Raw genomic sequence first — 25,949 nt, forward strand, 5'->3', positions numbered from 1 at the left:
TGCTGTCGCCCGTTGACTTCGAAATCAGGCAGCAGAAACTGAACGAGGCAGGTGTCTAGGAAACTAGGGGCACCTCAGATCGACTGGCCCGCGCCCGAGGTCCCGATCACCATGATGCGCCGCGCGCGGCAGCGGCCCGCGCACCGCGGCCACACACAGAGCCGGCGCCTCACTCCCACTTGTAGTTGAAGCTGACCGAGATCCGCTCGTCCTCGGCCATGTTCATCGGCACCTCGTGCCGCAGCCAGCTCTCCCACAGCAGCACATCGCCAACCTCCGGCTTGGCGTAGACGAACGTCTTCAGCTCTGCACGCGCATCCTTGCGGCGCGCAGGAGCGGCCATCATCCGGGAACTTCGGGGGTGTCGGCGGGGTCTGAAACCGCCAGTGTCGCAGGGATCATTCCGCTCTCGGCATCGACAACACAGATGCTGGTCATCCCGAGTAAGACGTTGAGGCCCGCATACAATACTCTGGTCACAGCCGTACTCCCGATCATGGACTTACCGGGCAGAGACGACCGGCGAAACCGGGGACTGAGCCCCGATGACGCCATCTGAACGGAACCCTGTTCCAATCGCTGACGGAGGCCCGCGACAGGATCGAAGCATGGAAGACCGACCACAGTCGACACAGACCATACTCATCCCTCGGCCATCTCACGCCGCTGGAATTTGCATTGAAATCGAGGCTGGATGCCAAGGCCGCATGAGGCCGGAAATCAACCGACGGATTCTCCCGAAGGCCCGAGGGAAGTCGGGTCTCAGGTCTCCCCTCTTGCCGCAGGGGCGCCAGGTGCCAAGCCCTGCGCGCGGCTCGATATCCCGGGCCGGGACCCATCCGTACCGGCGAGATCAGGACACGGCAGGCGCGGCCACGGTATTCCGGTATCCGTCGTCGATCACCCGGCACATGGCCGCCCGCGCCTCGGTCGCGGTGCCCGAGGCGATGGCCTGGGCCACCAGCCGGTGGCGATGGGCAACAGTCTCGCGCCGTTCGGGGAAGGTCTCGGCGCTTTCGGACATGAAGAGGGAATAGAGCGCGGTCTGCACAAGGTCCCCCAGGGATTGCAGGAACCGATTGCCCGACAGCCGCAGCACATGCTTGTGGAACTCGTAATCGGCCAGCGCGAAATCGGCCCGGCTTTCGGCCGTGGCCAGCGCATCACAGAGCGTGAAGAGATGCTCGCAATCCACCTGGTTCACCCGCGTTGCCGCCTGCGCCGCAGCCGCCGGTTCAAAGATCATGCGGATCTCGAACAGCTCTTCGTAATAGCGCTTGGGGTTCTTGACCGAGGCATGCCAGCGCATCACGTCCTGGTCGAACATGTTCCAGTTGTCGGCGGCGCGCACATGGGTGCCGACCTTGGCCTTGGACTGGATCAGCCCCTTGGCGATCAGCGTCTTCTTGGCCTCGCGCACGACGGTGCGCGACACGCCGAACATCTCGCAGAGGTCTGGGTCGAGGGGGATCATCGTCTCGGCGGGGTATTCCCCCGCGACGATGGCAAGGCCCAGCTGATCCACGACAAAGCTCGTGTGATTGCTCGCGCGGTCGGCCCCGCCATGGACCAGCGTCATGAGGCTGCGGCGGAGCCAGTCGCTGTTCGTCGTCTTGCCTGTGTCGCCCACGTCAGCCCTTTCTGAAGCACGATGAAGGCAAACAGCAGACCGCCGATCACGATCTTGGTCCACCAGCTCGACAATGTGCCGTCAAAGACGATGTATGTCTGGATCAGCCCCATGATCAATATGCCGAAAAAGGTGCCGGCGACAAAGCCATAGCCGCCGGTCAGCAGCGTTCCTCCGATCACCACGGCGGCGATGGCATCGAGCTCCACCCCCACGGTGGCCAGCGAATACCCGGCCGAGGTGTAAAGCGAGAAGACGATGCCCGACAGGCCGGCAAGCCCGCCCGAGATGGCGTAGATCCGGATCGTGGTCGAGGCAAGCGGCAGGCCCATCAGCTTGGCGGTCTGCCCGCCGCCGCCCAGGGCATAGACGTTCTGGCCGAACCGGGTGCGGTGCGCGACCAGGATGCCGACGAGGAAGGTCAGCACCATGATCCCGCCGATCAGCCGGAACCGCCCGCCCGAAGGGTCCTTCCAGTAGAGGCCCTGCAGCACGTCGTAGAATTCATGCGTGATCGGCACGGATTCCGTCGACAGCACATAGGCCGCCCCGCGCGCCAGGAACATGCCGGCGAGGGTGACGATGAAGGGCGGCATCTCGAGGTAATGGATCAGCGCCCCCATGGCCGCGCCGAAGGCGGTGGTCAGGATCAGCACCAGCATGAAGGCGGCCAGCGGGTGGATCGAGGTATCGCGCAGGATCACGGCCAGGAAGACGCCGGTGAAGGCGATGACCGAGCCGATGGACAGGTCGATCCCGCCCGACAGGATGACAAAGGTCATGCCGACCGCCGCGATGCCTAGGAATGCGTTGTCCGTCAGCAGGTTGGCCACCACGCGGGTCGACAGCATCGACGGGTAGTCGTAGGCGCAAAGCGCATAGGCCAGCACGAAGGTGCCCAGCGTGACCAGCAGGGGCAGGTGGGTGGAACGGATCATCGCGCCTCTTCCTTTCGGGCCTTGGGCATCGGGGGCCGGTCGGGCTGCGGCTGCGGGCCCGAGGCGCGCAGCATGTACATCAGGTAGGTGATCCGCGGCGACTGGATCACGAGGATGGCGAGGATCAGCAGCGCCTTGATCACCAGGTTGAACTCGGGCGGCATGCCCGACAGCAGGATGACCGAGTTGACCGACTGGATGATCAGCGCGCCGATCAGCGAGGCGAGGATCGAGAAGCGCCCGCCCAGCAGCGAATTGCCCCCGATCACCACGGCGAGGATCGCGTCAAGTTCCAGCCAGAGCCCCGCGTTGTTCGCATCCGCGCCCTTGATGTCGGCCGCCACGATGACCCCGGCCAACGCGGCACAGAGCCCCGAGACGAGGTAGACGCAGACCAGCAGCACGCGGCTGTTGATGCCCGCGAGGCGGGAGGAGCGTTCGTTGATCCCGATCGCCTCGATCAACATGCCAAGCGCGGTGCGGCGCACGACCCAGATCACGGCGGCACCCAGTGCCATCCAGATCAGGATCGGCGTCGGCACGCCTAGGATGGTGCCGGCGCCAAGGTGGATCAGCCCTTCGTTGGAAAAGGTCAGGATCTTGCCCTCGGTGATCAGCTGCGCGATGCCGCGCCCGGCGACCATCAGCACCAGCGTGGCGACGATGGGCTGGATCTTGAGCAGCGCGACCAGCACGCCGTTCCAGAGCCCGCAGAGCGCCCCGGCGGCCAGCGCGGCCAGCAGCGCGGTGCCCCAGCCATAGCCATCCGTGACGACCGAGGCGGCGGTCGCCCCGGCGATGGCCATGACCGCCCCGACCGACAGGTCAATGCCGCGCGTGGCGATGACCAACGTCATGCCGATGCAGAGCAGCGCCACCGGCGCGCCCCGGTTCAGCACGTCGATCACGTTGCCGAAGAGCCGCCCGTTGCGGAAATCGACATGGAAGAAATCCGGGAAGACCAGCACGTTGAGCAGCAGCGCCGCGCCGAGGATCACCAGCTGCGGCATGATCCGCCTGAGCACGGAAGACTTGGGTCCGGCCATCACGCTACCTCTCGTCCGTCGTCATCCGCGATGGCGCGGACGATGTTGTCGGGGGTGATCTCGGCGCCGGTCAGCTCGCGCACCTGGCGGCGGTCACGCAGGACGATGACGCGGGTGGAATAGGCCACCAGCTCTTCGAGTTCCGACGAGGCGACCAGCAGCGCCATGCCATCGGCGCGCAACTGCTCGATCAGGGCGATGATCTCGGCATGGGCGCCGACGTCGATGCCGCGCGTGGGCTCGTCTAGGATCAGGAAATCGGGGTTGGTCGCCAGCCAGCGCGCCAGCAGCGCCTTTTGCTGGTTGCCGCCCGACAGCAGGCGGATCGGCATGTCGAGGCTGGCCAGCCGGATGTCGAGCGCGCGGACGTAGCGTTCGGCGATCTCGTTCACCTCGGCGCGCGGAATGGGCCGCACCCAGCCCTGCGCCGCCTGCCGGGCGAGGATGATGTTGTCGCGCACCGACAGGTCTCCGACGATGCCCTCGGTCTTGCGGTCTTCGGGGCACAGGGCAAAGCGATGACGCACCGCCTCGCGCGGATTTCCGACCGTGATCTCGCGGCCGCGCAGCAACATGCGGCCCTGGTCGGCCTGCACCGCGCCGAAAATGAGGTTCGCCGTCTCGGTCCGGCCCGACCCCAACAGGCCCGCAAGGCCCACGACCTCGCCCTCGCGCAGGGCCAGCGACAGCGGTTCGAGCATGCCGCGTTTGCCAAGGCCGTCGATCTCGATCAGCTTGGCACCGGCGGAGGCCGCCTTGCGCTCATGCACCTGCGCCTCGAGCTGCCGGCCCAGCATCAGCGTGACCACGTCCTTCTGGCTGACCTCGGACAACAGCCGCGTGCCGACCACGCGGCCGTTGCGCAGCACCGTGGCGCGGTCGGAAATCTCGAACACCTGGTCGAGGAAATGGGTGATGAAGACGACGGCCAGCCCGCGCGCCTTCAGCTGGCGGATGACGCCGAACAGCAGCTGCACCTCGTCGCGGTCGAGGCTCGCCGTCGGCTCGTCGAGGATCAGCACCTTGCCCGACATCTCGACCGCGCGGGCGATGGCGACGACCTGCTGGATCGCGACGGAATAGGCGGTCAGCGGCTCGGCCGGGTCGATGTCGAGCCCGTAGCCGGCGAGCGCGTCGCGCGCCATCGCGTTCATGCGGCGCCGGTCGACAAGGCCCCAGCGCATCGGCTGGCGGCCCAGGTAGAGGTTTTCGGCCACCGTCAGGTTGGGCAGCAGGTTCACCTCCTGGTAGACGGTGCCGATGCCCAGTTTCTGGCTTTCGGCCGTGGATTGCGGAGCGACCTCATGGCCACTCAGCCGGATCGTGCCGCCGTCGCGCTGGTAGGCGCCGGTCAGGCACTTGATCAGCGTCGACTTGCCCGCGCCGTTCTCGCCGAGCAGGGCATGGACCTCGCCGGCCTCCAGCCGCAGCTCGACATCGTCCAGCGCGATGGTGCCGGGGAAGAACTTGGAGATGCCCGTGGCGTGCAGCACGGGTGGAATGTCATGTGCCATGTGCAACCATTCTTGACGGACGCCCGAAAGGAAACCCCGTTTCGGGCGTCCGCCATCGGGACCAGGGCGGGGAAGAGACCGACCGGGCAGGGGAGAGGAGATCGGCCCCCGCCCGGGCAGGCCCCGGTCCGGATCAGTATCCGAGGTCTTTCTTCTGCTCGTAGATCGCCTGGTTGTCGTCGGCCGAGGTGAAGAGCCGCGATTCCGTCTGGATCCACTTCGGCGGCACGGTGCCGTTGGCTAGGTACGCCTCAAGCGCGTCAAGCGCGGGGCCGGCCATGTTCGGCGTCAGCTCGATCGTGGCGTTCATCTCGCCGTTGGCGATGGCCAGGTGCGCGTCGGGCACGGCGTCGATGGCGACGATCTTGATGTCCTCGCCCGGCTTCAGCCCGGCTTCCTTGATCGCCTGGATCGCGCCGACGGCCATGTCGTCGTTATGGGCGTAAAGCGCGCAGATGTTCTCTCCGCCCTCAGCCTTGAGGAAGCTTTCCATCACGACCTTGCCCTGGCTGCGGGTAAAGTCGCCGGTCTGGCTGCGCACGATCTCGAGGTTGTCGTTGCCCGCAATGCCCTGCTCGAAGCCGGTCTTGCGGTCGATGGCGGGGGAGGAGCCGGTGGTGCCCTGAAGCTCCACGATGCGGCATTTGTCGTCGCCCACGGCGCCGGCCAGCCATTCGCCGGCCACCTTGCCCTCGTGCACGAGGTCCGAGGTGACGGCGGTCAGGTAGAGGTCATCCGGCGCGTCCACGGTGCGGTCCAGCAGGACCACGGGGATCTCGGCGTCCTGTGCCTCTTCCAGCACCTCGTCCCAGCCGGTCGCGACGACGGGGGCCAGCAGGATCGCGTCGACGCCCTGCGCGATGAAGCTGCGGATCGCCTTGATCTGGTTTTCCTGTTTCTGCTGCGCATCGGCGAACTTGAGGTCGATGCCGCGGCGTTCGGCCTCTTGCTTGGTCACGGTCGTCTCTGCCGCGCGCCAGCCGGATTCGGATCCGATCTGGGAAAAGCCGATGGTCAGGTCGGCGGCAAAGGCGGTCAGCGGCGCAAAGGCGATCGCACCCGCAAGCAGGGTTGTCTTGAGTTTCATGATGTCCTCCCTTCATGGCGCCTTGTGGCGCGCATGAGGGGATTAAGTATTACTTTAACATTTTTGTAAACCCGTTTTGCGCGAGGTCCGTAAACGATTACAGCCTGCCTCCGCAGCGCGGGGCAGGCAAGGTGTTGAAATCGTGGGATGGGCGCAGGCGGTCAGACCGCCCGCAGCAAGCGCAGCGCGTCGTAGATCGCGGCATGGGTGTCCCGCGAACTGACCGCATCCCCGATTCGGAACAGCTGGAAGCGGCCGTCCGCGTTGCGGGTCAGGTCCTGCGGCCGGCCGTCGATCAGCGCGCCCTGGTCCACCGCGCCGCCGTTGCGCGACAGGGGACGCAGGTCGAAATAAAGGTCATCCAGCGGGCGGGTGCCGTAGTTGACCACCACCTGGTCGTAGGTCTTTTCGATCACGTGGTCGCTGTAATCGGTGCCGATCACGGCTTTCAGCCGGTTGCCGTCACGGGTGACGTCCTTGAGGCGCCGGGCGACGGTGAAGGTGACGTCCTGTTTCTGCAATGCCTCGAGGTAGGGCGACAGGGTCATGCCCATGATCTCGGGCGCGAAGGTGCGGTCGGGGGTCATGACCTCGACCGCCGCGCCCGCATTGGCCGCGACCTCGGCCGCCATCAGGCCCGGATGATCGCCGCTTTCGTCGTAGACCAGCACGGATGCGCCCGGTTTCACATCGCCGGCGATCAGGTCCCAGGTGGTGGTCACCAGCTCCTGCTCGCCCCGCGTCTCGAACAGCTCGGTGTTGGGCAGCCCGCCGGTGGCGATGATGACCACGTCGGGGTTCAGGGCGGTGACATCCTCGGCCTCGGCCCAGGTGTTGAAGAGGAATTCGACGTCGCGGGCGGCGCATTGGGACATGCGCCAGTCGATGATGCCGATCATCTCGCGCCGCCTTGGGGCCTGCGCGGTCAGGCGGATCTGGCCGCCGGGATGCGGCTGCGCCTCGAACACGGTCACGTCATGGCCACGTTCGGCGGCAACGCGGGCGGCCTCGAGCCCGCCGGGGCCGGCGCCGACGATCACCACCTTTTTGCGCGTCTCGGCCGGGGCGATTTCGTGCGGCTGCGTCAGCTCGCGCCCGGTGGAGGGGTTGTGGATGCACAAAGCCTCGCCCGCGCCGTAGATCCGGTCGAGGCAATAGGTGGCGCCGACGCAGGGGCGGATATCGTCCTCGCGCCCCGCCTGGATCTTGCGGACGATATGCGGGTCGGCCATGTGGGCGCGGGTCATGCCGACCATGTCCAGAAGGCCCGCCGAGACCGCGTGCCGCGCCGTCGCCACGTCGGGGATGCGCGCGGCGTGGAAGGTGGGCACGCCGGTCGCGCGGCGGACTTCTCCAGCGAAATCGATATGCGGGGCGCTTTTCATCCCCTGCACAGGGATGACCTTGGTCAGCGCCGGATCGGTGTGGATGCGGCCGCGGATCACGTTCAGGAAATCGACATGGCCGCTGCCCGCCAGCCGCTTCGAGATCTCGATCCCCTCATCGGGCGGAATCCCGCCCGCCTCGGTCTCGTCCGCCGTGTAGCGCACGCCGATGACGAAGTCATCGCCCACGCGGGTGCGGACGGCGCTGATGACGTCCAGCATCAGCCGCGCGCGTGTGTCGAGCGAGGCATTGCCGTAGGGGCCATCGAGGTCGTTGGTCAGCGGAGACAGGAACTGATCGAGGAAATGGCCATAGACCGCGATCTCGACCCCGTCCATGCCGCCCACCTTCATCCGCTCGGCCGCGTCGGCGAAATCGCCGATCACGCGCTCGATGTCCCAATCTTCGGCCAGTTTCGGAAAGGCCCGGTGCGCGGGTTCCCGGTGCCGCGAGGCCGAGATCGAGGGCAGCCAGTCGCCGCCGTTCCAACCGGTCCGGCGGCCCATGTGGGTCAGCTGGATCATCACCGCCGCGCCGTGTTCGTGGACGCCATCGGTGAGGTGGCGGATCCAGGGCACGACCTCGTCCTTGTAGGCGAGGATGTTGTTGAACGCCGGCGGGCTGTCACGTGACACCACTGCCGAGCCCGCCGTCATCGCCAGCGCGACCCCACCCTTGGCGCGTTCGGCGTGGTAGGCTGCGTAGCGCTCGGTCGGCATCCCGTTCTCGGGGTAGGCCGGCTCGTGGCTGGTGGTCATGATGCGATTGCGCAGCGTCAGGTGCTTGAGCTGAAACGGCTGCAGGAGCGGGTCGTTCGACATGGGGGCGCCTCCGGGGTTCCGGGGCGAGGATTCCGGGAATGTTCAGGACTGTCAAGTTTCCCGTCACTCCTGTCGATTTTCTTGCCCGGGCGGTGGTCAGCGGCTAGGATGCGCGCATGGATGACACGGCAGTGATCACGGAAAAGACCACTGGCTGGCGCGGGTCGCGGGCTGTCTGGCTGGCGGCTGCGCGCGAGGCTCTGATCGCGTCAGGGGTCGAGGCGGTGAAGATCCAGCCGTTGGCCAGCACGCTGGGCCTGTCGCGCACCAGCTTCTACTGGTTCTTCGACGGGCGGGATGCGCTGCTGGACGCCCTGCTGGAGGACTGGGAGCAAAGCAACACCGCCAGCCTGATCGCCGCGACAGAGGCCTATGCCGAAACCATCACCGAGGCGCTGCTGACCCTCACAGGCGTCTTCCTGAACGAGGCGCCGTTTTCCTCGGGTCTCGACCTGGCGGTGCGCGGCTGGGCGCATCGCTCGGACGCGGTGGCGCAGCGGGTGGCGGCGGCGGATGCCGCGCGGTTGGCGGCGATACGGGGCATGTTCGAACGCTTCGGCTATGACGCGGGCGAGGCCGAGGTGCGCGCCCACACCGTCTACCTGGTGCAGGTCGGCTACATCGCCGCGCAACTGCACGAGGACATGGAGACGCGGCTGGCCCGCGTGCCCGATTACATGCGCACTTTCACCGGCCGCGCCGCGACGGAGGCCGAGCTGGCGCGGTTTCGCGCCGGGCGGGGGCTGGGGTGACACGGTCCGTTTGCGACAGATCCTTGTCTGGGGGCGACCTGTGTTAACCCGTTGTTACACATGCAGAACGCGGGCCGGGAAATTGCGCGGGTCCAAGGTTGCACGACTCGATCAGATCACATAGGTGCGTTTTGTGACCAACCGCCAGCGCAAGGAGCCGCGCCATGACCCGTGACGAAATCATCCGCGACGCCCGCAGCCGCGCCGGCACCTTTCCAGCCGTCCTGGTGGTTTACGGCCTGATCGTGGCGACCCTGATCGCCACCGGCATGGCGATGACCTGAGCTTCGACGCCCGAAACGACAGCGCCGCAAACGACGACCGCCCGGCCATGTGCCGGGCGGTGTCCGTTTCGGGCCTCAGACGTCCGCCGCCTCGCCCACGTTGTCGACTCCGCGCTCTTCAAGCAGCGTGGTCAGCCAATTGGGGTCCATCTCGGGCACCGAGCTGAGCAGCAGGTCCGTGTAGGGATGGTGCGGCGGGGTGAACATCACGTCCTTGGGGCCTGCCTCGACCACGCGCCCGTGCTGCATCACCACCACCTCGTCCGCGATGGATCGCACGGTGGCGAGGTCATGGGTGATGAACATGTAGGCCAGGTTCAGCTCGCGTTGCAGCCGGTCGAGCAGCTTGAGGATCCCCTCGGCCACCAGCTGGTCGAGCGCCGATGTTACCTCGTCGCAGATGATGAACGACGGCTCGGCCGCCAGCGCCCGGGCGATGCCGATGCGCTGCTTCTGACCGCCCGACAGCTCGGGCGGATAGCGGTTGTAATACTTGGACGGCTCGAGCTCGATCAGGTCCAGCAGCTCGTCCACGCGGGCCTTGAGCTTGGTGCCGGAAAGGCCCGAGTAGAACTGTGCGGGCCGGCCGATGATCTCGGAGATCCGTACCTTGGGGTTCAGCGCGGTGTCGGCCATCTGGTAGATCATCTGCGCCTGCCGCAGCTGGTCCTTGGTGCGGTCCTTGTAGCTGGGCGGCAGCGCCTCGCCCTTGAACATGACCCCGCCCTGCGTCGGCGGCAGCAGCCCGGTGATGACCCGCGCCGTGGTCGATTTGCCGGACCCGGATTCGCCCACCACGGCCACGGTCATGCCTTCGTGGATGTCGAAGGACACGTCGTCCAGCACCTTGTCGCCACCGGTATAGGAGGCATCGACATGCTGGACCGAGACCAGCGGCGTCGCCCCCTGCGGCCGCGCCTTCTGCGGCCGTTGGAAGGACCGCACGGCCCAGAGCGACTTGGTATATTCCTCCTGCGGGTTGTCCAGCATCTCGGCGGTCGGGGCCTGTTCGACCTCTTCACCCTTGAGCAGCACCTTGATCGTGTCGGCCATCTGGGCGACCACGGCGAGGTCGTGCGTGATGTAGATCGCCGCCGTGTTGAACTGGTCGACGATGTCGCGGATCGCGGCCAGCACTTCGATCTGCGTGGTCACATCCAGCGCCGTCGTCGGTTCGTCAAAGATGATGAGGTCGGGCCGGCAGGCCATCGCCATGGCTGTCATCGCCCGTTGCAACTGCCCACCCGAGACCTGGTGCGGATAGCGAAAGCCGATCTCCTTGGGGTTCGGCAGGCGCAGGCGCTCGTAGAGCTCCATCGCGTCTTCCTGCGCCGCCAGCCGCTTCTGGATGCGGTAGTGCAGCGGCGCCTCGGTGTGCTGGTCGATGATCTTGTGCGCCGGGTTGAAACTGGCCGCCGCCGACTGCGCCACATAGGCGATGCGGGCGCCGCGCAGCGCGCGTTTCTCGCCCTCCGACGCGGTGGTCAGCTCCATCCCGTCGAACTCGATCGACCCGCTGGAAATCCGCGTGCCGTCGCGCGCGAAGCCCATCGCGGCGGCGCCGATGGTCGACTTGCCGGCGCCGCTTTCGCCGATCAGGCCCATCACCTCGCCGCGGTGCAGGGTCAGATCGACGCCCTTGATGATCGGCACCCAGGTCTCTTCGGAATAGCCCTCGATGCGCAGGTCCTTGATCTTGAGCAGCACGGGGGCGTTCTTGAACTTGTCTGACATGAGGGTCACTCCTTGAGGCCCGAGGACCGGAACAGCATCCAGTCGACGACGAAATTGACGGCCACGGTCAGCAGCGCGATGGCGGCGGCGGGGATCAGCGGGGTGATCTCGCCGAACGAGATCAGGGTGGCGTTCTCACGCACCATCGATCCCCAGTCGGCCGTGGGCGGCTGGATGCCGAGGCCAAGGAACGACAGGCCGGCGACCAGCAGGAAGACGAAACAGAACTCCAGCCCGAACTCGGCCACCAACGGGGCGGTGGCGTTGGGCAGGATCTCCTTGCGGATCAGGTAGCCGGTCTTTTCACCGCGCAGTTTTGCGGCCTCGATGTAATCCATGACGACCACGTTGCCCGCGACCGCCCGGGTCAGGCGGAAGACACGCGGGGCGTAGATGATCGCGACGGCGACGATGATGACGAACACCTGCGGGCCGAAGATCGACAGCATCAGCAGGGCAAAGATCAGCGACGGGATCGCCATGATCACGTCCGCCGCGCGCCCCAGCACCTGGTCGAGCCAGCCGCCCCGCGTCGCCGCCAGCAGCCCCGCGAAGGCGCCCATGAAGAACGCCGCCAGCGTTGCCGAGAGCGCGAGGCCCACGGTGTTGCGCGCGCCGTAGATGATGCGGCTGAACATGTCGCGGCCCAGCTGATCGGCGCCCAGCAGCATCGTGTCATCCGCCGGGGCGAAGGCCGAGGCGATGACCTCGGATTCGCCGAAAGGGGCGATCCAGGGCGCGAAGATCCCTGCGATGGCATAGGTGAAGATGATGAACATGCCGAAGGCGGCGGTCAGCGGCGCGGTCTTCAGCTCCTTTCCCAGTGCCGTGGGGGCGATGACCACCAGGAATTCGCGGAAGCAGTAGGAGACGCCGGCGGCAAAGGCCAGAAGCCCCGCCGAGATGGCGACGAAGCGCAGCGCGCCCGCCCCGCCGACGATGCCCAGCACGAAGCTGATCAGCGTCAGCGAGAACAGCAGCACGAAGGCGCTGCGCTGCTTGTAATAGGCGGCAAGGCACGAGGCCGCGACGAGGGCGATGAAGTAGATGATGACGAAAAGGCTCATGATCCTGCCCCCTTATTTCGGATGCCGCAGGCGCGGGTTGGTCAGGATGGCGCCCACGTCGGCGGCCAGGTTGAGCAGGATGAAGGTCGCCGCGAAGATCAGGCAGCAGGCCTGCACCACGGGGAAATCACGCTTGCTGACCGCGTCCACCAGCGCCTGGCCGATGCCGGGGTAGACGAACACCACCTCGACCAGCACCACGCCGGTGATGAGATAGGCGAGGTTCAGCGCGATCACGTTGATGATCGGCGCCCAGGCGTTGGGCAGGGCGTGGCGCACGATCACCCGCCAGGGCGGGGTGCCCTTGAGCCGCGCCATCTCGATATAGGGCGAGGCGAGCAGGTTGATGATCGCCGCCCGCGTCATGCGCATCATATGCGCCGTGACCACCAGAACCAGCGTCAGCGCGGGCAGGAAGGTGCGGTGCAGAAGCTCGGGGAAGGACATGTCGCTGCTGAGGCTGGCAATGGCCGGGAACATGCTGGTCTTGACCGAGAGGTACAGGATCAGGATGTAACCGAGGAAGAACTCGGGGCTCGAGATCGAGGTCAGCGTCAGCACGTTGGCAACCCGGTCGAACAGCGTGTTGCGCAGGAGCGCGACGATGATCCCCAGTACCACGGCAAAGGGCACCGCGATCACGGCTGCATAGGCGGCCAGGAACAGCGTGTTGATGAACCGTTCGCCGATCACCTCGGTCACGCGGGCGCCGGTGACGATGGAATTGCCGAAATCGCCCACCACGGCCCCGCCGAGCCAGCTGAAATAGCGCACCAGCGCCGGGTCGTTCAGCCCCATCTGTTCGCGCAGGGCGGCCACGGTTTCAGGCGTCGCGCCCTGGCCCAGGACCGCCTCGGCAATGTCGCCGGGCAGAAGTTCGACCATGAAGAATATGATGATCGAGATCACCAGGAGCGTCAGCAGGCCGAAGCCAAGCCGCCTGGCGATCAATTTGGTAATGTCCCCCATGGACCTCTCCTGTTCGTGGGTCCGGTCTTTTTTGTCGTGCCGGACTTGGCCGGAACCGCCCGGGTCAGGGGCGGCAAGGGTCCGGACCCCGGATCATGCCGGGGCCCGGAAAGGCGCAGGACTCAGGCCTCGAACCACCAGCGGCTGGCGGCGCGGCAGCCGTCCATTTCCCAGCTCGCGGCAAGCTCGCCGGTGGTCTGGACGTTGGACCGGCGGCCGTAGACGAAGTTGCGGAAGAACGGGATGATCGTGCCGCCGTCGTCACGCGCGAGGGTCGCCATCTCGCGGTAGATTTCGGACCGGCGGTCATCGTTCAGCTCGGACTTGCCTTCCAGCAGCAGCTCGTTGAACCGCGCGTTCTGCCAATGGCTTTCGTTCCAGGCGGCGTCCGACTTGTAGGCCAGCGAATACATCACGTCCGGCGTCGGGCGCGCGCCCCAGGCCACGGCGCAGAACGGCTTTTTCAGCCAGACGTCCGAGTAGTAGCCATCGTTCGGCTCGCGCACGACGTTGATGGTGATGCCCGCCGCCTTGGCCTGTTCGGCATAAAGCACGCACATGTCCACCGCGCCCGAAAAGATCGATTCCGCCGCCGACAGGTTGACCGTCAGCCCCTCGGCACCCGCCTTGGCCAGCAGCGCCTTGGCCTTGTCGGGGTCATAGGACAGCTGGTCCAGCCCTTCGGGGTAATAGGGCTGCGCCGGGGAATGGTGGAAATCGTTGCCGGGGATGGCCGCGCCGAATGCGATCTTTTCCACGATCTCCTCGCGGTTCATCGCCAGTTTCAGCGCCATGCGAACGTCGACATTGTCGAAGGGCGCGGTGTCGCAGAACATGGGCATGGTGATCGCCGAGGCCGAGGGCACGTTCTCGACCACCAGCTGCGGGTTGCGGGCCATCAGCGCCATGGTCTTGAGGTCGATGGCCGACACCGCGTCCACGTCGCCGGTGACCAGCGCGGTCTGGCGGGCGTTGGGGTCGTTGATCGCCAGCATCTCGACCGCGTCGAAATAGGCGCCTTCGAGGTGCCAGTCGTCGTGCCGCACCAGCGAGAAGCCGATGCCGAACTCGCCGTCGGTGATCTTGTAGGGGCCCGACCCGATGCCGCTTTCCCACTCGATGGAGCCGTCGTCATTGGCGGGCAGGATGCACAGGTGATAGTCGGTCATCAGCCAGGGCAGGTCGGCGTTCGGCCCCGTCAGGTGGAAGGTCACCGCGTAATCGCCGTCCTTGGTGATGTCCTCCACGTCGGCCAGCAGCGCCTTGGCGGCCGAGGTCGTGGCATCGCCCCGGTGGAAGTTCATCGAGGCGATCACGTCGTCGGCGGTCATCTTGCGGCCGTCGTGGAACACCACGTTCTCGCGCAGCTTGAAGGTCCAGGCCGAGGCGTCCTCGGACCCCGTCCACTCTTCGGCCACGTCACCGCCCAGCGTCTGGTCGGTGTTGATCAGCGTCAGGTAGCTGCGGTGGGTATGGGCCAGGAAAATCTGCTGGATCGACAGGTAGGTGCCGGGGTTGTGCGTGTCCGACGAGTTGTTGTCGTGGATGCCGACCCGGAAGGTGCCGCCGGTCTTGGGCTGCGCCGCAGCGGTCCCGGTCCAGAGCCCGGTCGCGGTGCTGGCGGTGATCCCGGCCACCGCCGCCTGCTGCATGAAGCTGCGCCGCGAGATGCCGCCCGTGCGGGCCGCCTGCGACAGGCGATGGATGAGTTCGTGGTTCTTCTTGGTCATGATTCCTCCCTGACCTGGGTTCTGTCCTGGGCCGTCGCGCCAGTCGGGATCTTCGCCGTCCCGTGGTTGTGATCTAGTGCGCGGCGTAAAAACGACATGGGTATCGAAACATAAAACATCCCGGGCAGCTACAGGAAACCTGTGCCCTTGGCCGGGATTGTTGCCTATGCAAAGGAAAAATCAGGGATTTTGCGGGTCCGGGCAGGGGGCTATGACCCCGCGCGCCGGATATGGACTTGTCTGTTTGCGACATGTCGCGGGCGGAACGCGCCTTGCGCCGCCCAAAGGGGCGCACGCCGCGAGGGGGCCCGCGGCGCGCAGATGGTCAGACGTCCAGCTCGACCGTGCCGATCGGGTTGGAGCAGCAGGCCAGGATGTAGCCCGCCTCGATGTCGTCCTCCGAGATGCCGCCGTTGTGCACCATGTGCACCTGGCCGCTGGTCTTCTTGATCTTGCAGGTGCCGCAGACGCCAAAGGTGCAGCCCGACGGGATCACGATGCCCGCCCCGCGCGCCACCGACAGCAGGGTGTCGGTTTCGGTACAGGTCGCCGTCACCTCCGAGGCGGCAAAGACCACCTCGGCCTCGGCGGTCTCGTCAAGGATGAGGTCGTCCAGCTCCTCGACCTGTTCCTCGGTCTTGACCGGGGCCTGGAAGCTTTCCTGGTGGTAGTTGTCCATGTCGTAGCCAAGCGCGATCAGCATCTCGCGCACGGCGGCCATGAAGGGTTCGGGGCCGCAGCAATAGACCTCCCGCTCGAGGTAATCCTTGGCAATGAGGCCGATCATCAGCTGGTTCAGCTGCCCGCGCAGGCCGGTCCAGACCTGGTAGGGGTCGTCTTCCTCGACGATGAAGCACAGCTTGATCCCCGGCACGCGCGAGGCCATGTGCTCGAGCCGCTGGCGGCAGATGATGTCGCGCGGGCGGCGGGCGCAGTTCAGCAGGATCACGTCGGTGCCCGTGCCCCGGTCGAACAGGTAGGTGGTCATCGACAGCGACGGGGTCACGCCCGACCCGGCCGAGATGAAGAGGTACTTTTTCTTCTCGCGCGTCGGCAGGGTAAAGATCCCGGCCGGACCGGTGGCCTTGATCTTCATTCCCGGCTGCAGGTGGTCCAGCATCCAGCGCGTGCCGATGCTGTCCGCCTGCGCCTTGACCGTGACCGAGATCGACAGCGGCCGCGACGGCGAGGAGGAGATCGTGTAGGTCCGCCAGACCGTTCCGCCGGGCACCGGCAACTCGAGCGTCAGGAACTGGCCGGGCTCATAGCGGAAGAGGGCCCCCGAGGGCGCGACAAAGCTGAAGGTCGCCGTGTTCGGCGCCTCGGGCACGACCGAGCAGCATTCGAGCGTCTCGTCGTCGCGCCAGATCCCGGCATCGGCGGTGGCGGTCAGGGCGGTGGTCTGGCTCATGGCCTCTCTCCTTGGCTCGGGCTCATTCCGCCGCGACGGCCACACCGCGGCCGGTGATGGCGCGGATCAATGTGTCGGCATACCAGTCGGTGAACTGGATCAGCCCGCCTTCGTGGATCTCCGAATAGGGCCCGACATCGTAAGCCGGCGATAGGATGCCGCGCTGGTTGTTCTCGACCACCTCGCGGTCCTCGGCATTGGTGGCGATCCAGACCTCGGTCAGGCGCTTGAGGTCGTAATCCGTGCCTTCCTCGGCGTCCTTGTGGACCAGCCACTTGGTGCAGACCTCGGTCTGGGTCGCGCTGATCGGCGTGACGCGGAAGACGAGCGCGTGATCCGACAGGAAGTGGTTCCAGGTCGTCGGGTAGTTGAACAGGTGCAGCGAGCCCGCGTCCTTGAACGGCAGGGTCGAGTTCGGCTTGGTCACCGCGACCTTGCCATCCATGGTGTAGCTTTCCGACGTGCCCAGCAGCGGCACACGGACGAACCGCCAGACGCCATCCGCCGACAGCTTGAAGGCCGAGGGCGCGCCCACCGCCTCGCAGCGGGTCACATGCCTGGCCAGCGCGGACGATACGTCGGCCAGCGAATCGTTGCCCGCCGCGCGCGGGTCCTCGGGGTATGTGCGGCACAGCGACGGGTGGTTGCCCGCGCAATGGTAGCACTCGCGGTTGTTCTCCCAGACCAGTTTCCAGTTGCCGTTCTCGATGATCGTCGACTCAAAGGCGACCTTGGAGTTCTCGAGGTCATGCGGCGCGAGGTAGCGCGCGGCATCGGCAAAGAACTCGGTGGCATCCGGCGCCTCGTCCGCGAGGCAGATGTAGACCAGGCCCGACACGTTGCGGCAACGGACTTTCTTCAGCCCGTGCTTGGCGGGGTCGAAATTCGGCCCCATGTCGCGGGCCCACAGCAGCCGGCCGTCCAACTCGTAGGTCCATTGATGGTAGGGGCAGACCAGCTTGGGGTTCGACCCCTTCTTGGACTTGCACAGCACCGACCCGCGGTGACGGCAGGAATTGTGGAAGGCGCGGATTTCGCCATCCGTGCCGCGTACGATCACCACCGAATAGGCACCGACCTCGTGCACCACGTAATTGCCGGCCTTGGGGATCTCGCAGGCCGGGATCGCGAACAGCCAGTTGCGGTACCAGATCCGGTCAAGATCGACCTGGTACACGCCCGGGTCACAATAGAAGTCCTGCACGAGCGAATGGGCCGGCTTGCGGCGCATCAGCATGGAAAGCACGTCGGGTTCCCGCAACATGGCGGCATCTCCTTGGGGTGGCCGCACGCGGAGGGGAGGGCGCGGCCATTGGGTGGGGGATTCGCAGTCTGGCGGATGGGCAAGCCGTTCCCGCCGTGGTTCTCACCGCACACAGCACGAAACGAATTGTCGCAACTAGGCGATTTGCGACACCCTGAAAACGGGGCGCGACCTCGGGTCATTTCGCTGCCCGGAGCGGCCGGAAAACCGCCGGTTTCCGCGACGCCTTGCGCTCGCGGATTGCGTTTTTTCTGGGCGGTTGGGGGTGTTCAGCCAGCCAGCATCATGGCGGCGGCCTTTTCGGCGATCATGATGGTCGGCGAATTGGTGTTGCCGCTGGTGATGCTGGGCATGACCGAGGCATCGACCACCCGCAGGTTGCCCACCCCGCGCATCCGCAGCTGCGCATCCAGCGGGGCGGCGTCGTCCGCACCCATGCGCACCGTACCGACCGGGTGAAAGATCGTCGTGCCGATGTCGCCCGCCGCTTGCGCCAGGTCTGCGTCGCTGTCCGATGCAAGGCCGGGCTTCATCTCTTCGGGGGCATATTTCGCCATGGCGGGCTGGCCCATGATCCGCCGCGCCTGCCGGATCGCGTCGGCGGCGACGCGGCGGTCACTTTCGGTCGACAGGTAATTGGGCGCGATGACCGGCGCGTCATGCGGATCGGCCGAGGCCAGCCGTACCTCGCCCCGGCTCTCGGGGCGCAGGTTGCAGACGCTGGCGGTTATGGCCGGAAAGCTGTGCAGCGGCTCGCCGAAGGCGTCCAGCGACAGCGGCTGCACGTGGTATTCAAGGTCGGGCGTGGCAAGGTCGGGCCGCGATTTCGAGAAGGCTCCCATCTGGCTGGGGCTCATCGACATCGGCCCGGTGCGGCGGGCCAGGTATTCCAGCCCGATCGCCGCCTTGCCCCAAAGGGTCGCGGCCAGGGTGTTCAGCGTTTTCGCGTTCTCGAGCTTCCAGGCGCAGCGCAGTTGCAGGTGGTCCTGCAGGTTGGCGCCGATGCCGGGGATGTCATTTTGCACCTCAATCCCGTGCGATTGCAGCGCCTCGGCGGGGCCAAGGCCCGACAGTTGCAGCACCTGCACCGAGTTGATCGCGCCCGCGGACAGCAGCAGCTCTCCGCCGCAGCGCGCGGTGTGGCGCTGCCCCTCGCGGTCATATTCGACGCCGACCACGCGGCCGTCCTCGATCAGCAGGCGCTGGACATGGGCCTTGGTCTCGACCTTCAGGTTCTCGCCCGAGGTCGTCCGCAGGAACGCCTTGGCCGTGTTCATCCGCCAGCCGTTCCGCTGGTTGACGCGGAAATAGCCGACGCCCTCGTTGTCGCCGGTGTTGAAATCGGTGGACTTGGGCAGGCCCTCCTGCGCGGCGGCCTCCATCCAGTCGTCCAACAGGTCCCAGTGCAGGCGCTGGTTCTCGACCCGCCATTCGCCGCCCGCGCCGTGCATCTCGGACGGGCCGTCCACGTAATCCTCGGACTTCTTGAAATAGGGCAGCACGTCGTCCCAGCCCCAGCCGGGCAGGCCCGTCTGCCGCCAGCCGTCGTAATCCGCCGCCTGGCCGCGCAGGTAGAGCATGCCGTTGATGGACGAGCAGCCCCCCAGCACCTTGCCGCGCGGATAGAGCAGTGAGCGGCCGTTCAGCCCCGGTTCCTCGGCGGTGCGGTAACACCAATCTGTGCGCGGGTTGCCGATGCAGTAAAGGTAGCCGATGGGGATGTGGACCCAGTGGTAATTGTCCTTACCGCCCGCTTCCAGCAGCAGCACCTTGCGGCCCGCCTCGGACAGGCGCTTGGCCAGGACGCAGCCCGCGCTGCCGGCGCCGACGATGATGTGATCCCAGTCCATGCGGCCCTCTCCCCCTATTGCCGGGGCAGAGTGCGTCAGGCGCCCGCGAATGGCAACGCCAAGCGGTCTTGCGAATATGCCGGGACGGTCAGACCGGCAGGGCGGTCGTGTGGAAGACTGTGCGGAGCGCGAAACTCGACTGCATCTGTGCCACGCCGGGCAGGCGGGCGAGGTGCTGGCGGTGGATGCGGGCGAAATCCTCGGTGCTTTCGGCCATGACCTTGAGGATGTAATCCGCCGTGCCCGCCATCAGGTGGCATTCCAGCACGTCGGGGATGCGCGTCACGGCCTTCTCGAAGGCGTCCAGGGTTTCCTCGGCCTGGCCGTTCAGCGTGATCTCGACAAAGACCGTCGCCGTCTTGCCGATCTTGCGCGGGGCCAGCAGGGCGACGTAATCGCGGATGTAGCCGTCTTTCTCGAGCCGCTGCACCCGGCGGTGGCAGGCCGAGGGCGACAGGTTCACCGCCTCGCTCAGGTCGGCGTTGGATATCCGGCCCTGGCGTTGCAGCACGGTCAGGATGCGGCGGTCGGTGGAATCGAGGCTCATCGGCTGGCGGGTTCTTCGAAGTTTTGACGGCTTTGGCGAAGGATATTCGCAAGTTGGCCGGAAAGGCGAGGGGAATCACGAAGAATTTGCGCGGCATCTGCGTCAGCATGAGGGCAAGCCAAGAGGAGGTTACGCCCATGAAGATCGGATGTCCCACCGAAGTGAAGCCGCAGGAATTCCGCGTCGGCATCACCCCGAACGCAGCCGGAGAGGCCGTGCGCCACGGTCACGAGGTGCTGATCCAGGCCGGGGCCGGGCATGGCGCGGGCTTTGACGATGCCGACTACACGGCCGTGGGCGCCCGGATCGTTGCCACGGCCGAAGTGGTCTGGGCCGAGGCCGAGATGATCGTCAAGGTGAAGGAGCCGCAGCCGGGCGAACGCAAGCAGCTTTCCGAGGGCCAGCTGCTGTTCACCTACCTGCACCTCGCGCCCGACCCCGAACAGACCCGCGACCTGCTTGCCTCGGGCGCGACCTGCATCGCCTACGAGACGGTGACCGACCGCGCGGGCGGGCTGCCGCTGCTGGCACCCATGTCCGAGGTCGCGGGCAGGCTGGCGCCGCAGGTCGGCGCCTGGACGCTGCAAAAGGCGAACGGCGGGCGTGGCGTGCTGATGGGCGGCGTGCCCGGTGTGGGCCCCGCGCGGGTCGTGGTGATCGGCGGCGGCGTGGTCGGCACACATGCAGCGCGGATCGCGGCGGGGATGGGGGCGGATGTCACCGTGCTCGACCGGTCGCTGCCGCGTCTGCGCTACCTCGACGATGTCTTCGGGGGCACGTTCAAGACCTCCTACGCCAGCGCCGGCAACACGGCCGAGCTGGTGGCCGAGGCCGACATGGTGATCGGCGCCGTGCTGATCCCCGGCGCCGCCGCGCCCAAGCTGGTGACGCGGGCGCAGCTGTCCACGATGAAACCCGGCGCGGCCATCGTCGACGTGGCCATCGACCAGGGCGGCTGTTTCGAAACCTCGAAGGCGACGACCCACCAGGACCCGATCTACGAGGTCGACGGGATCATGCATTACTGCGTGGCGAACATGCCGGGGGCGGTGGCGCGCACCTCGACCATCGCGCTGGGCAATGCGACCATGCCCTTCATGCTGGCGCTCGCGGACAAGGGTTGGCGCGCCGCCTGCGCCGAGGATCCTCACCTGCTCGAGGGGCTGAACGTCCACGCGGGAAAACTGACGAATTACGCGGTCGGCCGCGCACTCGAGATCGACGTGCTGTCGCCGCAGCTGGCGGTCAAGGGCTAGGCCGGGCAGGGCGCTGACCGGCCCGCCGCCGTCACAGGTACTCGGCGCGGTCGCGGCCCATCAGCGCCTCGATGCGGCCCAGCGTGGCCGGGCCCGCGATGCCGTCGGCGGTCAAGCCCTGCTGCTGCTGGAACTGGATCACGGCGGCCTTGGTCGCCGGGCCGAAATCCCCATCGACGAAAAGATGGAACCCGAGCCCGCGCAGGTTCTGCTGCAACTCGCTGACCGACAGGCCCCGGCTGCCGATGCGCAGGATCACGTCGTCGCCCAGGTCGCTGGCTTCCGGCATCTTGCCGCCCAACCGCTTGTAGGCGGCGGCCATGCGGCTGGAATAGAAATCGACCTGCCCGCCGCCGTTGTAAAGCCGGGCAAAGCCGCGCCAGTCGCGCGCCTTGAGCTCGTCCACCAGCCCGCGCTTCTGGATGAACTTCACCATCAGCTCGAGCTGGCCCTCGATGCTCTCCATCGCGCGCTCGGCCAGCGCCTGCGCCGAGGGGTAGCCCAGCCATTCGGCGTTCTCGCCAAGCACCTGGCCGACGCCCCAGGAACAGGCCTTGAAGGCGGCCTCGGAGTCGATGGTCCGGGCTCGGTCAAGCTGGCCGTAGCGGGCCGATTGCGACTTGGGGTAGGGGATCTCGCCCCACTTGCGGCAGGCGAGGTTGCGGCGCCGGCCCTCGGGGCGCAGCGATTGCGGCAGGCAGCGGTGGAACACATGTGGCTCGAACAGGATCAGCGGCATGGGCTTGCCGGTCACCGTCTCGAACGCCTTGCCGCCACTTTCGACCTCGACCACGGCCGCGAAGGCCTGGGCGGGCCAGCCAAGCTCCTCCGCCTTCTTCGTGATCGCCTGCTTTACCTTGTCGTCGAACGCCATGGCCGTACTCCCTCTGCGATGCGTCACGTGCTGCGCCTGCGCCACAGATTGCCGCAGCGTCAGCGCAGCCTAAACTTGCGCCGATTCGCGCAATTCGGGAATGCGGGTATTCCGGACCCTCGCCGGGGGAGACGGCAGAACGAAAAAGGGCGGACACGAAAAAGGGCGGACCTTGCGGCCCGCCCCTGATCTGCTGTCCGGCGTTGCTGCTCAGTGCAGCTTGGCCTTGACCTCTTCGATCGAGCTGTCGATCAGCTTGGTGTTCTGCGCGGCGGTCATCTGCTTGGCGATGACTTCCGCGGCGGCGGCGACGGCGACCTGGATCGCGGTGTCGCGCACGTCCTTGACGGCGGATGCCTGGGCCGAGGCGATCTGCTCTTCGGCGGCGGCCAGGCGACGGGCGATCGATGCTTTCAGCGCCTCGCGCGCAGCGACCGAGGCTTCCTCGGTCTCGCGCTTGGCATGGGCGACGATGCGCTGCGCCTGCTCGGCCACTTCGGCCTGCTTGCGCTCGTAACTGGCCAGGATGGTCTGCGCTTCTTCACGCAGCTTCCGGGCCTCGTCGAGCTCGTTCGCGATATCCGCGGCGCGCTTGTCCAGCATGTTGCCCAGCATGCCGGGCACCTTGAAGAACACGAGCACGCCAAGGAACAGGATGAACGCGATCAGGACGACGAAGTCGGTGTTCGTCAGCGAAAAGAAGGGACCCGAGGCCGCGAGGGCCGGGCTTGCCGCGGTCGAGGCGGCGAGGATGAGGGCGATACGCTTCATGTCCTTACCCCTTCACACGGCTGTCGACGGCGGCCTTGACCGTGGCCGCATCGGCAGAGCCACCAAGGGCGCTGACCAGGGCTTCGGCGGTATCGGTCGCCACGACCTTGACGCTGTCCATCGCACCGGCGCGGATCTCGCCGATGGCCTTTTCCGATTCTGCGGTCTTGGCCGCGATCTCGGCATCGGCTTCCTTCATTGCCGCGTCCAGTTCGGCCTGCATTTCGGCCTTGTTCTGGGCCACGATGGCCTGGGCTTCGGTCCGGGCATCGGCGAGGGCCTTGTTATAGGCGTCCTCGGCGGCGACGGCCTTGGCTTTCAGGTCTTCGGCGGCGGCCAGGTCGCTGGTGATCGCCCCCTTGCGCGCGGCCAGAACCGTCGCGATGCGGGGCAGGGCCACGCGCGACAGGATCAGGAACAGCACGATCAGCGTGACGACCAGCCAGAAGATCTGGTTGGGCATCCATTCGCCGCAAAGCTGCGGCAGGCCAACGGCACCGCCGCTCGGGCCAACGCAGGCGCTGGCGGACTCGGCGGCGTGGCCCGCGGCCTCTGCCCCGTGTGCGGCTGCTGTTTCAGTTGCCATGTCTGGTGTCTCCTCGAACCGGAATTGAACCGGGGCGCGTCACATGTGTTGCGCCGCGCCCCTGCTCGCAAGAAAGGTTCGGTCGGATCAGACGGCGAACATCAGCAGCAGAGCGACGAGGAACGAGAAGATCCCCAGGGCTTCTGCGAATGCGATGCCGATGAAGAGCGTTGCGGTCTGCGACGCGGCGGCCGAGGGGTTGCGCAGGGCGCCGGCCAGGAAGTTGCCGGCCACGTGGCCCACACCGATGGCTGCTGCACCCGAACCGATGGCTGCGAGGCCTGCGCCGATGAACTGTCCCAGCTCTGCGATATTGCCTTCCATGATCTTGTCTCCTTGCGATGGAATTGGCGGATAGGATTTCTGGACCGTGTGACCCGTCAGTGCGACGGATGCAGTGCGTCACGAAGGTAGACGCAGGTCAGAATGGTGAACACGTAGGCCTGGATGAAGGCCACGAGGATTTCGAGCGCGTAGATCGCGGTGATGGCCAGGATCGACAGCGGGGTGACCAGGATGCCGATGCCCGAGAACAGGATCAGCGGGGCAAAGGCCGCGAAGACCTTGATCACGGCGTGACCGGCCATCAGGTTGCCCGCAAGACGAATGGAGTGGCTCACGGGGCGCACGAAGTACGAGATGATCTCGATCACGGCGAGGATCGGGCGCAGCGCGAGCGGCGCGCTCGAGACCCAGAAGAGGCCCAGGAAGCCCGCGCCGTTCTTGACGAAACCGACCACGGTCACGGTGACGAACACGGCCACGGCCAGCACGGCGGTGACGGCGATGTGCGACGTGGTGGTAAAGGCCATCGGGATCAGCCCGAGGAAGTTCGACACCACGATGAACATGAACAGCGTGAAGATGTAGGGGAAGAACTTGACGGCGTCCTTGCCGGCCACGTCCTCGACCATCTTGTAGATGAAGCCATAGGCCAGTTCGGCCACCGACTGGCTGCGCGACGGGACAAGCGCGCGACGCGAGGTGCCGACGACCAGCAGGCCGGTGATCGTGAGGACTGCGATCAGCATCCAGAGCGTCACGTTGGTGGGGGTGTACCAGGACACGTCTGCGCCAAACAGCGGCTCGACCATGAACTGGTCCATCGGGTGGAACACCAGGCCGCCGGCCTCTTCGCCATGTGCTTCGGTCGCCACGTCTTACGTCCTCTCGTCGTGGGCGGCATCGCTTTGGCCGCCGGTCTGTTCCTGCGCCGCCTGGGCGGTGCGCATCATCACGCGCACGCCGGCGGCAAATCCGAGCAGGGTGAACACGACAAGGAACAGGGGCAGCGTTCCGACCAGCAGGTCCAGCCCGTATCCCATGCCGAAGCCGATCATCAGACCCGCCACCAGCTCGGTCACCATTTGCCAGGCCTTGTTGGCCTGGCGATAGTGGTCGTCCTCGGCGGGCGTGTCGCGGCTCTGTACGCCTTTCAGCGCCTCGATCCGTGCCTCGAGATCCGCAAGTCTTTGCTTGTCCTCGGGCTCGGTGACCACGTCTGACCCCCACCTGAACGGTTGCCGTCTTGCTAGGGTCTGGGGGGGCACGAGTCAAGAAGGGTTAAGCGGGGCTTTCGCCTATGGAAAAATCAATGAAAACAATCGACTGAAATGGACAGCGGGTGCGGCGGATATTCCGCCGCACCCGCCCATGGCCCTGTTTTCGCGCCTGCAGCATATTCAACGTTTCGGTTGAGTATGCGGCGGGCGGGCGGAAAGGTCAGTCGGTATCGGTGCCCGAAGAGATCAGCACGCCCAGCGCGACGATCCCGCCGACCACCGCGCCGGCCACCGCCGGGGTCTGGTTCGCAAGCGGGTCGTTGCGGCGCACGATGGTGCAATTGGTGGTGCCGACCTCGACCCGGCGGTTGGCCGGATCGGTCGGGCCGGTGGTGCCGGGCAGGGTGGTCTCGCCGCGCCCCGCCGCGGTCGAGACCGCCATGCCACGCGCCATCAGCCGGGCCGCGACGGCATTGGCGCGCGCCTGGCTGAGGGCGAGGTTTGCGGCCGCGCCGCCCGTGGCATCGGCATAACCGTAGATGGTCACCGGGCCGGGGGCGTAGGAGTTGGCATAGGCGTCGAGCACGGCGATATCCTGCGGACCAAGACCCGCCCCCCCGTTCGGGAAGAAGATCGAGACGGCACAGGTGTTCTGGGCCTGCGCGGCGGCCGCCGACAGCGACAGCGTGGCGGCAAGAAGAATGGACTTGGGGAACATTGACTTGAGCGACATGGCAAATTCCTTCGATTGGCCGAGGGGCTTGCCCAAGGCGTTGCCGAAATCGGCCCCGCGATCAAGAGGCCATATCAAGAACAATACAGGCGCCGCCCCCCGGGTTCCGTCTCTTCGGTCCGGCGGCGGCGAATGGGCGGGTTCCCGCCCACCACACCCTTGCCGCTTTCCCGTTGACGCGCGCCCGGCTGCGGCCT

24 protein-coding genes and 1 pseudogene are annotated in these 25,949 nt (G+C 66.5%); 3 read left to right on the forward strand and 22 right to left on the reverse strand.

The genetic code is table 11. The features are described 5' to 3' along the window. Positions 1 to 169: 169 nt before the first annotated feature. A pseudogene (locus tag MF270_RS15115) lies at positions 170 to 361 on the reverse strand (TIGR02466 family protein); the annotation flags it as partial. Positions 362 to 555: 194 nt separating this feature from the next. Here MF270_RS15115 and MF270_RS15120 point away from each other — a divergent pair. Further along, complete coding sequence (locus MF270_RS15120) at positions 556 to 711, forward strand: integrase core domain-containing protein (protein WP_272490774.1); 156 nt, start codon at positions 556 to 558, stop codon at positions 709 to 711. Between the two features lie 142 nt (positions 712 to 853). On the opposite strand, the gene MF270_RS15125 is transcribed toward MF270_RS15120, so the two are convergent. From MF270_RS15125 to MF270_RS15150, 6 genes are all read right to left on the reverse strand, one after another. After that, a complete protein-coding gene (locus MF270_RS15125) occupies positions 854 to 1,579 on the reverse strand; it encodes a FadR/GntR family transcriptional regulator (RefSeq protein ID WP_238366741.1) in 726 nt (241 codons plus the stop codon). After that, positions 1,576 to 2,568, reverse strand: coding sequence for a galactofuranose ABC transporter, permease protein YjfF (gene yjfF, locus MF270_RS15130; RefSeq protein WP_238366742.1), 993 nt, complete (start codon positions 2,566 to 2,568; stop codon positions 1,576 to 1,578). The genes MF270_RS15125 and yjfF overlap by 4 nt, the downstream gene beginning before the upstream one ends. Next, positions 2,565 to 3,614, reverse strand: coding sequence for an ABC transporter permease (locus MF270_RS15135; RefSeq protein ID WP_238366743.1), 1,050 nt, complete (start codon positions 3,612 to 3,614; stop codon positions 2,565 to 2,567). The genes yjfF and MF270_RS15135 overlap by 4 nt, the downstream gene beginning before the upstream one ends. Further along, complete coding sequence (locus tag MF270_RS15140; protein WP_238366744.1) at positions 3,614 to 5,128, reverse strand: sugar ABC transporter ATP-binding protein; 1,515 nt, start codon at positions 5,126 to 5,128, stop codon at positions 3,614 to 3,616. The genes MF270_RS15135 and MF270_RS15140 overlap by 1 nt, the downstream gene beginning before the upstream one ends. Positions 5,129 to 5,261: 133 nt before the next feature. Further along, the gene (ytfQ, locus tag MF270_RS15145; RefSeq protein ID WP_238366745.1) at positions 5,262 to 6,215 is read right to left on the reverse strand and encodes a galactofuranose ABC transporter, galactofuranose-binding protein YtfQ; all 954 of its coding nucleotides are present in this window, start codon (positions 6,213 to 6,215) and stop codon (positions 5,262 to 5,264) included. A 161-nt stretch (positions 6,216 to 6,376) separates the two neighbouring features. Continuing rightward, positions 6,377 to 8,422 carry an NADH:flavin oxidoreductase gene (locus MF270_RS15150; protein WP_238366746.1) on the reverse strand — a complete coding sequence of 682 codons (2,046 nt, stop codon included), beginning with the start codon at positions 8,420 to 8,422 and terminating at the stop codon, positions 6,377 to 6,379. 116 nt (positions 8,423 to 8,538) lie between these two features. On the opposite strand from MF270_RS15150, the gene MF270_RS15155 reads away from it, so the two are divergent. Then, complete coding sequence (locus MF270_RS15155; protein WP_238366747.1) at positions 8,539 to 9,174, forward strand: TetR/AcrR family transcriptional regulator; 636 nt, start codon at positions 8,539 to 8,541, stop codon at positions 9,172 to 9,174. Between the two features lie 359 nt (positions 9,175 to 9,533). Here MF270_RS15155 and MF270_RS15160 read toward each other — a convergent pair whose 3' ends face one another. The 8 genes from MF270_RS15160 to MF270_RS15195 all read right to left on the reverse strand — a co-directional run bounded on the left by MF270_RS15160 (position 9,534) and on the right by MF270_RS15195 (position 20,030). After that, a complete protein-coding gene (locus MF270_RS15160) occupies positions 9,534 to 11,192 on the reverse strand; it encodes an ABC transporter ATP-binding protein (RefSeq protein ID WP_238366748.1) in 1,659 nt (552 codons plus the stop codon). Positions 11,193 to 11,197: 5 nt separating this feature from the next. Then, positions 11,198 to 12,259, reverse strand: a complete 1,062-nt coding sequence (locus tag MF270_RS15165; RefSeq protein WP_238366749.1) for an ABC transporter permease — start codon at positions 12,257 to 12,259, stop codon at positions 11,198 to 11,200. A 12-nt stretch (positions 12,260 to 12,271) separates the two neighbouring features. Next, positions 12,272 to 13,228, reverse strand: coding sequence for an ABC transporter permease (locus MF270_RS15170; protein ID WP_238366750.1), 957 nt, complete (start codon positions 13,226 to 13,228; stop codon positions 12,272 to 12,274). 122 nt (positions 13,229 to 13,350) lie between these two features. After that, positions 13,351 to 14,958: an ABC transporter substrate-binding protein gene (locus MF270_RS15175; RefSeq protein ID WP_238366751.1), complete on the reverse strand. Its 1,608-nt coding sequence runs from the start codon at positions 14,956 to 14,958 to the stop codon at positions 13,351 to 13,353. 325 nt (positions 14,959 to 15,283) lie between these two features. Continuing rightward, a complete protein-coding gene (locus tag MF270_RS15180; protein WP_238366752.1) occupies positions 15,284 to 16,369 on the reverse strand; it encodes an FAD-binding oxidoreductase in 1,086 nt (361 codons plus the stop codon). A gap of 22 nt (positions 16,370 to 16,391) precedes the next feature. After that, positions 16,392 to 17,633, reverse strand: a complete 1,242-nt coding sequence (locus tag MF270_RS15185) for an aromatic ring-hydroxylating oxygenase subunit alpha (protein ID WP_238366753.1) — start codon at positions 17,631 to 17,633, stop codon at positions 16,392 to 16,394. A gap of 269 nt (positions 17,634 to 17,902) precedes the next feature. Continuing rightward, positions 17,903 to 19,483 (reverse strand): GMC family oxidoreductase, encoded by a 1,581-nt coding sequence (locus MF270_RS15190; RefSeq protein WP_238366754.1) that lies wholly within the window; start codon positions 19,481 to 19,483, stop codon positions 17,903 to 17,905. 88 nt (positions 19,484 to 19,571) lie between these two features. Further along, a complete protein-coding gene (locus tag MF270_RS15195) occupies positions 19,572 to 20,030 on the reverse strand; it encodes an Lrp/AsnC family transcriptional regulator (RefSeq protein ID WP_238366755.1) in 459 nt (152 codons plus the stop codon). Positions 20,031 to 20,167: 137 nt separating this feature from the next. On the opposite strand from MF270_RS15195, the gene ald reads away from it, so the two are divergent. After that, the gene (ald, locus tag MF270_RS15200) at positions 20,168 to 21,286 is read left to right on the forward strand and encodes an alanine dehydrogenase (protein ID WP_238366756.1); all 1,119 of its coding nucleotides are present in this window, start codon (positions 20,168 to 20,170) and stop codon (positions 21,284 to 21,286) included. A gap of 31 nt (positions 21,287 to 21,317) precedes the next feature. Here the strand turns inward: ald and MF270_RS15205 are convergent, their stop codons facing one another. From MF270_RS15205 to MF270_RS15235, 7 genes are all read right to left on the reverse strand, one after another. Beyond that, positions 21,318 to 22,160 carry an N-acetylmuramidase domain-containing protein gene (locus MF270_RS15205; RefSeq protein WP_238366757.1) on the reverse strand — a complete coding sequence of 281 codons (843 nt, stop codon included), beginning with the start codon at positions 22,158 to 22,160 and terminating at the stop codon, positions 21,318 to 21,320. Between the two features lie 210 nt (positions 22,161 to 22,370). After that, positions 22,371 to 22,931, reverse strand: a complete 561-nt coding sequence (locus tag MF270_RS15210; RefSeq protein ID WP_238366758.1) for a F0F1 ATP synthase subunit B — start codon at positions 22,929 to 22,931, stop codon at positions 22,371 to 22,373. Positions 22,932 to 22,935: 4 nt separating this feature from the next. Next, positions 22,936 to 23,517 carry a F0F1 ATP synthase subunit B' gene (locus MF270_RS15215; protein WP_238366759.1) on the reverse strand — a complete coding sequence of 194 codons (582 nt, stop codon included), beginning with the start codon at positions 23,515 to 23,517 and terminating at the stop codon, positions 22,936 to 22,938. 87 nt (positions 23,518 to 23,604) lie between these two features. Further along, positions 23,605 to 23,841, reverse strand: a complete 237-nt coding sequence (locus tag MF270_RS15220; RefSeq protein WP_238366760.1) for a F0F1 ATP synthase subunit C — start codon at positions 23,839 to 23,841, stop codon at positions 23,605 to 23,607. Between the two features lie 56 nt (positions 23,842 to 23,897). Further along, a complete protein-coding gene (locus MF270_RS15225; protein ID WP_238366933.1) occupies positions 23,898 to 24,623 on the reverse strand; it encodes a F0F1 ATP synthase subunit A in 726 nt (241 codons plus the stop codon). Positions 24,624 to 24,677: 54 nt separating this feature from the next. After that, positions 24,678 to 25,016 (reverse strand): AtpZ/AtpI family protein, encoded by a 339-nt coding sequence (locus MF270_RS15230; RefSeq protein WP_238366761.1) that lies wholly within the window; start codon positions 25,014 to 25,016, stop codon positions 24,678 to 24,680. Between the two features lie 223 nt (positions 25,017 to 25,239). Beyond that, a complete protein-coding gene (locus MF270_RS15235) occupies positions 25,240 to 25,752 on the reverse strand; it encodes an OmpA family protein (RefSeq protein WP_238366762.1) in 513 nt (170 codons plus the stop codon). Positions 25,753 to 25,949 lie beyond the last annotated feature (197 nt).

The organism is Mesobacterium pallidum (genome assembly GCF_019966535.1).
Taxonomy (GTDB): domain Bacteria; phylum Pseudomonadota; class Alphaproteobacteria; order Rhodobacterales; family Rhodobacteraceae; genus Mesobacterium; species Mesobacterium pallidum.

Bases quoted from the DNA above. Each gene is read 5' to 3' on its own strand.
- MF270_RS15125 (WP_238366741.1), bottom strand. From the start codon at position 1,579: ATGACGCTGGTCCATGGCGGGGCCGACCGCGCGAGCAATCACACGAGC.
- yjfF (WP_238366742.1), bottom strand. From the start codon at position 2,568: ATGATCCGTTCCACCCACCTGCCCCTGCTGGTCACGCTGGGCACCTTC.
- MF270_RS15135 (WP_238366743.1), bottom strand. From the start codon at position 3,614: ATGGCCGGACCCAAGTCTTCCGTGCTCAGGCGGATCATGCCGCAGCTG.
- MF270_RS15140 (WP_238366744.1), bottom strand. From the start codon at position 5,128: ATGGCACATGACATTCCACCCGTGCTGCACGCCACGGGCATCTCCAAG.
- ytfQ (WP_238366745.1), bottom strand. From the start codon at position 6,215: ATGAAACTCAAGACAACCCTGCTTGCGGGTGCGATCGCCTTTGCGCCG.
- MF270_RS15150 (WP_238366746.1), bottom strand. From the start codon at position 8,422: ATGTCGAACGACCCGCTCCTGCAGCCGTTTCAGCTCAAGCACCTGACG.
- MF270_RS15155 (WP_238366747.1), top strand. From the start codon at position 8,539: ATGGATGACACGGCAGTGATCACGGAAAAGACCACTGGCTGGCGCGGG.
- MF270_RS15160 (WP_238366748.1), bottom strand. From the start codon at position 11,192: ATGTCAGACAAGTTCAAGAACGCCCCCGTGCTGCTCAAGATCAAGGAC.
- MF270_RS15165 (WP_238366749.1), bottom strand. From the start codon at position 12,259: ATGAGCCTTTTCGTCATCATCTACTTCATCGCCCTCGTCGCGGCCTCG.
- MF270_RS15170 (WP_238366750.1), bottom strand. From the start codon at position 13,228: ATGGGGGACATTACCAAATTGATCGCCAGGCGGCTTGGCTTCGGCCTG.
- MF270_RS15175 (WP_238366751.1), bottom strand. From the start codon at position 14,958: ATGACCAAGAAGAACCACGAACTCATCCATCGCCTGTCGCAGGCGGCC.
- MF270_RS15180 (WP_238366752.1), bottom strand. From the start codon at position 16,369: ATGAGCCAGACCACCGCCCTGACCGCCACCGCCGATGCCGGGATCTGG.
- MF270_RS15185 (WP_238366753.1), bottom strand. From the start codon at position 17,633: ATGTTGCGGGAACCCGACGTGCTTTCCATGCTGATGCGCCGCAAGCCG.
- MF270_RS15190 (WP_238366754.1), bottom strand. From the start codon at position 19,483: ATGGACTGGGATCACATCATCGTCGGCGCCGGCAGCGCGGGCTGCGTC.
- MF270_RS15195 (WP_238366755.1), bottom strand. From the start codon at position 20,030: ATGAGCCTCGATTCCACCGACCGCCGCATCCTGACCGTGCTGCAACGC.
- ald (WP_238366756.1), top strand. From the start codon at position 20,168: ATGAAGATCGGATGTCCCACCGAAGTGAAGCCGCAGGAATTCCGCGTC.
- MF270_RS15205 (WP_238366757.1), bottom strand. From the start codon at position 22,160: ATGGCGTTCGACGACAAGGTAAAGCAGGCGATCACGAAGAAGGCGGAG.
- MF270_RS15210 (WP_238366758.1), bottom strand. From the start codon at position 22,931: ATGAAGCGTATCGCCCTCATCCTCGCCGCCTCGACCGCGGCAAGCCCG.
- MF270_RS15215 (WP_238366759.1), bottom strand. From the start codon at position 23,517: ATGGCAACTGAAACAGCAGCCGCACACGGGGCAGAGGCCGCGGGCCAC.
- MF270_RS15220 (WP_238366760.1), bottom strand. From the start codon at position 23,841: ATGGAAGGCAATATCGCAGAGCTGGGACAGTTCATCGGCGCAGGCCTC.
- MF270_RS15225 (WP_238366933.1), bottom strand. From the start codon at position 24,623: ATGGACCAGTTCATGGTCGAGCCGCTGTTTGGCGCAGACGTGTCCTGG.
- MF270_RS15235 (WP_238366762.1), bottom strand. From the start codon at position 25,752: ATGTCGCTCAAGTCAATGTTCCCCAAGTCCATTCTTCTTGCCGCCACG.